Source organism: Paenibacillus sp. P4_A9 (assembly GCF_056402415.1).
Genome location: NZ_JBFUHL010000048.1, coordinates 34893 through 41309, shown reverse-complemented (window position 1 = coordinate 41309; position 6417 = coordinate 34893). Strand labels below are relative to the sequence as shown.

3 protein-coding genes are annotated in these 6417 nt (G+C 47.6%); all 3 read right to left on the bottom strand.

From position 1 onward, the window contains the following. Window positions 1–9 precede the first annotated feature (9 nt). Window positions 10–2583, bottom strand: coding sequence for an MGH1-like glycoside hydrolase domain-containing protein (locus AC1DVJ_RS23420; protein WP_477593832.1), 2574 nt, complete (start codon window positions 2581–2583; stop codon window positions 10–12). Between the two features lie 116 nt (window positions 2584–2699). Then, window positions 2700–5060, bottom strand: coding sequence for a hypothetical protein (locus tag AC1DVJ_RS23415; protein ID WP_477593830.1), 2361 nt, complete (start codon window positions 5058–5060; stop codon window positions 2700–2702). A 33-nt stretch (window positions 5061–5093) separates the two neighbouring features. Further along, complete coding sequence (locus AC1DVJ_RS23410; protein WP_477593828.1) at window positions 5094–6368, bottom strand: family 4 glycosyl hydrolase; 1275 nt, start codon at window positions 6366–6368, stop codon at window positions 5094–5096. Window positions 6369–6417: the final 49 nt, after the last annotated feature.

Genomic DNA, 6417 nt, shown 5'->3' with positions numbered 1-6417 from the left:
GTTTTTTTGCTACTGATACCGTTTAACCTTGATCCTTGCATGAAGAGACGAACAGGTTTCGTCAAAGTGACATTCCCGAATCCAGAGATCGAATCCGCCCGTGATCCGCCCTTGTCGGAAGTAGGCCGCATACCAATTGAGAACGGGGGACGATAATCCACCGAATTGATGCCAACCTGCGCCATTCCCTGACGAGATGATGAAATGCTCGAAGCAGTTGTAAGTCTGCTCCGTATTCGCTTTCCATAGATCAAGTGCCGTTATCGCGATTTGCCGTGCATAGTCGGCGTATCCTAGGTCTAGCATCGTTTTCCAGTAAAACCATTGGTGAGCCATCCAGACGGTGCCGTTCCAGTATCCGTCCTCCTTATAATAGGGGGCAGTCCGGTCGACGGCGGACATTCCGATCGACGTCCACATCCGCTCAGGGTTCATCAATCGGTCAAGCAGCGTACGTTCCTGTTCATCCGTACATATTCCGGCAATGATCGGATATGTCCCATCCATTCCCATATTAAAGTTCGCTCCGCTATCATGCTTTAGAATGCCTTCCGGCAACCCTTGCGTATCATGCAAGATATAGCTGTAATAGCCTGCATCCTCATCCCAAGCCAGCTGTTGCAGCGAATCGGTAAACTTGGCGATGTCCACATTATAAGAACGGATATCATCGTTGTAATGCAATTCCTCCGCCGCTTGCCGTAAAATTACGGCAATGCGAATGGCATGACTTGTCACGGAAGAAGGGGTGGTTTTGGACTGCAGCTTGTTTTGATGCACGTGCGCTTGCGGAGGATAATCATCCCACCCACCCGAATTATAGAAGTAATCCCAAGTTTGAAGCAGATTCGACCGTAGGCTTCCAGTCGTAGAACTACCCGCTTGACCGCTAAAGAACATATAATATTGCTTGAGTCTAGGATAGAAATAGGCCAAAAGCTCGCGGTTCTGCGTTCTGTTCCACAATTCGTGATATAGATAATGCTGCACGGGCACCATGCTGCCATGATGAAGAAAAGCGGCATCCGGATCGCCGGGTGCTGTCAGGTAAGCGTTCAGACATTCGATTGCGCGGTTTTGGTCCAGCTCAAGCAGGCCGAGTCCAATGAAACCCGAGTCCCACGTATACAAGCAATCCCACCATCGTCCGGGAGTATAATGCCTGATGTATGATCGTCTCGTATATATGGGATAAACAACATTGGTCATCAATGTCGCAGCCATCAATTGCTGGCTCATTTGATACCGTTCTCCGGCAGGAACCGGGGTTAGATTTGATACGGCCGATTTGGCCGCCAAATATACCTCTTCATGGCACTTCGGGTCCTTCGCATATTGCTGCAGCATTCGCGTAACCTCTTCCGGATTTCCGCAGCATACAAAACCGTAAATAATACGCGAAGCGTGCGGTTGTACGAAAATCGGCCTCATAAATATATTCGTGTAATGGCCATTTCCCTGCTCGCGATACACCTTTTTCACATGATCATTGGCGCTCATGCGCATGGATCGTTCCAATTCATCGCCGAAAAATTGCCTGATTTCGGCCGTCTCTCCACCCCAGTGAATCCCGTAGCAGGTTGCTTCATGGTCATATTTCAGAATGAGACTATTGCGGTCCGGACCGTCGATCAACTGCGGAACATGGTTACGGATTACCTGCTGAAAATCCGTTTGTTCAAGCTCGTAAGCCGAGCCGATGATGAATCCGTCTAATTCGACCGTATCTTCACCAAGTGCTTGCAAGTTGAAACTTTGCGCTCCGGCGCTTAGCTCCCCAACCGAAATATCCGTTGTCTCGAAACTACCTGAAAGCTTAAAATTGACGCTCTTTACAATATTTCCATTGATGGTTAACATCATGGGGGTTTCCAAGTTCTTCTCCGCCCCGCCGTATGCTCGATAACGGATTCGCATCCATGCGTCTGCCTCCGTTTGATCTAGAACAAATCGATAATGGACTTCGTCCCCGGGGGTTTGCCCGAACCCTTGGCCTAGCGCCGTCCCTTCGACAAAACCATGATCCCTCTTCTCACCCCTTCGATATCCGTCATAGACCAGATTGTCCGTCGGTCTTTGATTTGCATAACGCAATTCCGCATAATCCATCGCGTCTATCCAAATGGCATGCTCCGAAAGTTGGACCTTGTACGGCAAAATCTCTTCATCGGAATAAGACTTCAGCGGTGGGAAATTCATATTCATCATATAGTGCAAAACATGACTTTGCTGGATTTCGGACTCATTGACGAACTCAGCGCGAATCAGTCGCGAGCATTCATTCAGCGCCGTATAAGAAACTTGGCAATAGACTCGATCCTTCCATTCCAGCTCGTGACGGAACGAATAATACCGAAGATCCCCTGTCGCTTCCCAAGGATGATAGCCCGATTCCCACTTTGCCGACGGAACGTCTACCCTGCCCCTGTAATAACCGGGAATGACGCTGAGGTCAAAGCGATGTCCAAGCTTGGCGTCCGGGATATGAGAAATCCCGATATATTTCTTGGAATACGGCCCCCAAGAAGGCAGCCCAACATCGTGGTTGTTCGGCGGCCGGAATATTTCTTCTTCACCTGGCATATGTGGGTCCTCCCAATTCAGGCCATTTCAGTGAGAAAACCTCTATCAAGGCCTCTCGAAGACGAGCGACCRCGGTCAGACGTAGGTTTTATCGCCAATTTTGAACTTCACTTCGTTTACTTTGCAAAAGTTGTAAATTCTATATTGGTCAACCAATCCTGGCATAGTTCTTTACCATTAATGATGATCACCGGGGTAACTCCATGACCTATCCTTACTTTTATCGTTGGAGTCCTTTCAAAGCTTTCCAGCATGTTGACTTCCAATTCGACTTTACCCAGTACGAATAAGCGCGAAACAACAACACAGCCATTTATGCCAACGGCATGTTTTCGATCGAAATCAATATACAAGTCTCCGTACTTTTCACGATGAATGATCCATCCCGTTAATCCCGAGCCCACCTGCCAATCGAAACCTGATGCCCCAGCGGGCAAATCTCCATCATGGGCATAGTTTTCAGGCGAATGACCGATGGCATATTTCTGCCAATAGGGGTAAATCGCATGATTTTCAGGAATATTCATGGTCAGGAAGGAAGCTCTTGCCGCATAAACCGCTCTTTGCAAATACTCTTCGTTGCCGGTTAACGCATAATAATCTCCGTAGGTTTCCGTAAAAACTCCTTGCCTCGCATCGTTCCATTCGGCATCACTGTTTTGAACCCCGAATCCGCCGAAAGTATACACAGATAAGAAGGGCGCATCCCAAATCTGTTGAAACAGGCTTAAATAGTCCAGAACGGCCGTCCCTTTTTTTAGAAAACGATCCTCTCCGGTTGCTATATACAGATGCTTGAATAGTTCCGCCGTCCAATGAATCACGAGATTATTTTGACCATACTGCCTAGTATGGGAGTCGTAAAAGTCCAGCGGCTTTCTAGAACACGAAAAGAAGACTTCAAAGTCCGTCCAACGGTTTTCGGAAATGATTTCATTTTCCAAAAATGTAGCAATCTTTCGTGAAGCTTGTAAATATGCCGATTCTCCGGTAAGATCTGCAAGCAGTGCGAGGAATAGTCCGGAGACGCTGCTCTGTGCCGATTCTTTTAAAACCTCAGACGGAGTTCCCTCCGTTACATGCAGCCAACTGGGAATCGCGCCGGATGGCAATTGAATACGCAGCAGGTATTCACCGTAATTGCGGCAAAACCGAATAACAGCTTCTTCCGCTTGAATATCTTTATGCCACCTAAGCAGCCAATAGGCCGCCCACGACATGTCGGTCGTGTGAAAGTGAGAATCCCCKCCTCCCTGACGGGTAGACGCTCGCCAAGCCGGATATTTCGTCGCATTGACCAACTGCTGATAAAAAACCGTCGGAAATGCTCCTTCGTTTGATGTATGCCTCATTGAAACAGCGGAATCGATTTTTAGCGGACATGTCTCCCGTTGGTCATCGGATGCTGACTGAGGCGCTGCCAATAATAATCGTTTTATTGCTTCTCCCCTGCTTTGCCAATCTTCATTTTCGGAATAACTTCCAAGCAGCTTCATCCCGTACGCGGTACGAATATGGTTGAACCACGCTTGAAAATGCACATCCAAAGGAAGCTCGCGATTCATGATCACATAGCCGATCTTCTTGTCACCGATTCTACCGTTCATCCAAAGCTCTGAAAGCGCATAGTCCATACCGTACTCCGCGTATTTTTCTAGCGTGACCGTTTGCGGGAGAAGAGATTTGAGATATTTGGCTGAATATTGTCGCCACATCCAATGAACAACGGATCGATAGCCTTCTCTAGCGGGAGCCCGCGTATCCGTAAACAAGTGAAATCCATACGAAAGACTCGTACCCGCAGCAATTTCAACTTTCTCGTTCGGATCGTGCCTATAGTAAACGTGACCTTCGCTTCGATGGAGCTGAAAACCGTACCCCACCTCGGGAAAGAGGACCGTTTGCGGATCGGCTTCCACATGAATGCAATGAGGCATAGTCGGATTTCCGTCTTGAAACAGCCTTTCAATCTCTGCGAGATCTGGGATCAAGGCTCCACAGACTGTCTTTTGTTGAAAGATGACGGCCGGACTGCGGAATACATGTTGGCCGATCACTTGATTTTCTTTAGGACGAACGTTCGGCACATAACTGAAATCAAGCTCCGACCCTAAGAAACGATATAAAGAGTGAAGCTTATTCAGCATGATACTTCGGGTGAAATGCACTTGTACCCGGATATGAACGATAGGCTGAGTCTGATCTACGGATATCATTACCGTCTGATGCATCGAATCTTCCGTATTTGTTTTTGTTATGTAGATGCTTTCGGAATCATGGCCATATTTAATATCCAAGTTTTTATTTCCAGACTCCACGTCGCCATTCCATTGGCAAATATCACCAATCGTTTCCCACACCAATGCATTTGTACTTTTATCATAGACTCTGTGTATAACAGCTCCCATTTCGTTAACGGACACTTCACATAGCAATGTTTCGTTCGCGATTGTCCAGTAGTTCTGCTCTGATTTCATGGTTCACCCGCTTGCCGACGTCTCTTATAAGTCTTACAAGCAATTTCGAATGTACTTCTTGTTTACTTCCCATAGCTCATCCAGAATGTGAATTGCTGCATCTGTACTATTAATAACCGGATCAATCAGCAAGGCTTGCAAGGCTAGCTCTTTGGAACCGCGGACGGCCGCTTCTACCGATTGCTGCTGGACGCCGGCCTGCACCATGAGGAACTTCTGCAATTGAGCCGGCAAATCGCCTACCGTAACGGGGTGAAAGCCATGAACATCAACCATTACCGGAACTTCAACCGCCAGATTTTGAGGCAAATTGGTAATGGCGCCCCGATTATACACAACCCCCGAATCCAGCACCGTTTTCCGATTATGCAGAATGCCCGCTATCAAATGGACCGCCTTTTCTCCTGAAGGTGTAAACCAGTCTTTGAGCGGCAATCTTCCGGCTATGCGTTCATCAATGGCAGTTTTCATTTCAACTCGTTCTTTCTCATCTGCATCAAAGTCATAGCCGTGCTCTCCGCCTTCCCATCCATAGGCCATATATTCGCCGATATGGTCATCGCTGCAGGAAGGATAATAGCCGAAAGCACGCATTAATTTACGGGATAACGGYTGGTGCGACACGTCGTATGTCAGATCTTTCTCCCGAAGCAGAGGATATAAATCCTCTCCCGTTTGTTTGTCCCGTATTTGCAAAAACCACTGGAGGTGATTCAGGCCTGCGGCACGAACATCGATGCTATCGGCCTTTTTGCCCATAATTTTCGCCATCCGCTTTGTCCCGGAATAGATGCCATGGCATAAACCGATCGCCTTTATCGATGAGTACATATTGACAGCCAGAATGATTCTGCTTTCCGGATTTGAAAAATTAATAAAATATGCATCAGGACACAGCTCTTCCATATCTCGTACGATATCGAAAATAGCCGGAATCGTCCTCATTCCGAAAAATAATCCACCTGGTCCGCCATTCTCTCCGAGCGCGTGACGAATCCCGTATTTCTTCGGAATCTGGAAATCCTGCTTCCATAGCTCACAGCGTTCGATGGCGATACTGTTGACGACAAATGAAGCCCCCTGAAGCGCCTCCCGCCGGTCAGTCGTTTTCTCGATCGTCATGTTTGTCCCGGCTTCCTGATTCATCTTGAGCGCGAGCTGGTACATGCGTTCCAGACTGTCGGCATTCAAATCAACAAGTGTCAGCGTGCTGCCTTGCAATTCCCTTGAACCAAACACATCTCGAAAAAAGGTAAGACCGAAACACATGCTTCCAGCACCGATAAATGCAATTTTTGCAGTTCTCACACAATCACCTCGCAATGCTAAATTTTTCAAACCTGACTTTCAACGGTGG

Bases quoted from the DNA above. Each gene is read 5' to 3' on its own strand.
- AC1DVJ_RS23420 (WP_477593832.1), bottom strand. From the start codon at position 2,583: ATGCCAGGTGAAGAAGAAATATTCCGGCCGCCGAACAACCACGATGTT.